This window comes from Streptomyces capoamus (genome assembly GCF_014654935.1).
Taxonomy (GTDB): Bacteria; Actinomycetota; Actinomycetes; order Streptomycetales; family Streptomycetaceae; genus Streptomyces; species Streptomyces capoamus.
In genome coordinates, this window is sequence record NZ_BNBF01000002.1 from 454,885 (window position 1) to 456,496 (window position 1,612).

Here is a 1,612-nt window from a genome sequence, read left to right on the forward strand (position 1 = left end):
AGCGCGGCCTCGCGGACCTGCTCCGGGTCGGCCTGCGTCCGCCACGTCGTGTACGCGGGCAGCCGGGTCAGCCGCTGCGGCGCGCTCGGCGGACGGCCGCGCAACTGGCCGGCGAACTGCCAGGTGCGCGGGACGATGCAGCCGATCAGGGAGACGAACAGCAGGATGTAGATCGCCGAGAACCACACCGAGCTGTAGACGTGGAAGAGGCCGAGCTTGTCGTAGACCGGCGCCAGCGTCCTGTGCGCGGCGCGGAAGTCCTCGACCTTGCTCGCGTCCGCGCCGGTCTGCGGGATCAGCGAGCCGGGGATGGCGGCCAGCGAGAGCAGCAGGAGCAGCAGCAGCGCGACCCGCATGGAGGTCAGCTGCCGCCAGAACCAGCGCACCCAGCCGACGACGCCGAGGGACGGCGGGGTGGAGGTCTCCTCCTGCGGGGCCGTGGACAGCCGGGAGCCGGCGGCCCCGAGGTCCTCCTGGTCGCGGCCGAGGCCGGTTTCGGTCTTGCTCATCGATCAGATCCCTACCGTGAAGCCGCCGGACCAGGTCTGCATCTGCTGCACCAGGCCGTCCCAGGCGCCGGTCAGCAGCAGCAGACCGGTGCCGATCATCATCGTGCCGCCGATGCGCATCACCCAGACATAGTGGCGCTTGACCCAGCCGAAGGCGCCGAGCGCCTTGCGGAACGCCACGGCGGCGAGCACGAAGGGCACGCCGAGGCCCAGGCAGTAGGCGATCATCAGCACCGCTCCGCGCCCGGCGCTCGACTGCTCCATGGCGAGGGCGTTCACGGCGGCGAGGGTCGGGCCGATGCAGGGCGTCCAGCCGATCCCGAAGAGGGCTCCGACGAGCGGTGCGCCCACCAGGCCGGTGGCCGGCCGCTTGTGGAAGCGGTACTCGCGCTGGGTGAACCAGGGCATCAGGCCCATGAAGAAGACGCCCAGCAGGATCATGAGCACGCCGAGCACCTGGGACAGGACGCCCTTGTGTTCCTGCAGGGTCCAGCCGAAGGAACCGAACAGTGCCCCGCCGGAGACGAACACGGCGCTGAACCCGAGCACGAACAGGGAGGCGCCGGCGACCATGCGGCCCCGGCGGGCCTCGGCCAGGTCGGTGCCGGCGACGCCGGTGACGTAGGAGAGGTAGCCGGGGACGAGGGGCAGTACGCAGGGCGAGAAGAACGACACCAGGCCGCCGAACAGGGCGATCGGCAGGGCGGCCAGCAGGGCGCCGTGCAGTACGGTCTCGTTCCCGCCCGTCGCCGCGAGCGTGAGGAGCGCGCTCACGTCACTTCTCCGCGAGGACCGGCTTGAGCATGCCGGTCAGGGCGGTGTCGTCGAGCGCCTCCAGGGCCCGCGCGGCGACCCTGCCGTGCCGGTCGATGACGAGCGTGGAGGGGATGAGCTGCGGGTTGAGCGTGCCCTTCTTGAACCGGAGCATCAGCTTGCCCGTCGGGTCGTACAGGCTCGGGTACTCGACCCCGTGCTCCTTCTCGAAGTTCACGGCCGGGGTGGTGCTGGTGTCCCGGGTGTTGATGCCGACGAACTGCACACCCTTGTCCCGGTACTCCTTGGAGACCTTGGCGAAGTATCCGGCCTCCTCGCGGCACGGTCCG

Annotated in this window: 3 protein-coding genes; all 3 read right to left on the reverse strand. The window is 70.7% G+C overall.

The window, feature by feature from the left end; all coding sequences use genetic code 11:
• Positions 1-509 (reverse strand): cytochrome c biogenesis ResB family protein (locus IE312_RS38950; RefSeq protein ID WP_229899112.1); only part of this gene is annotated, 509 nt, incomplete at its 3' end.
• 3 nt (positions 510-512) lie between these two features.
• Positions 513-1,283 carry a cytochrome c biogenesis CcdA family protein gene (locus tag IE312_RS05610; RefSeq protein WP_189978867.1) on the reverse strand — a complete coding sequence of 257 codons (771 nt, stop codon included), beginning with the start codon at positions 1,281-1,283 and terminating at the stop codon, positions 513-515.
• A 1-nt stretch (position 1,284) separates the two neighbouring features.
• Positions 1,285-1,612 (reverse strand): TlpA disulfide reductase family protein (locus IE312_RS38955; protein ID WP_229899113.1); only part of this gene is annotated, 328 nt, incomplete at its 5' end.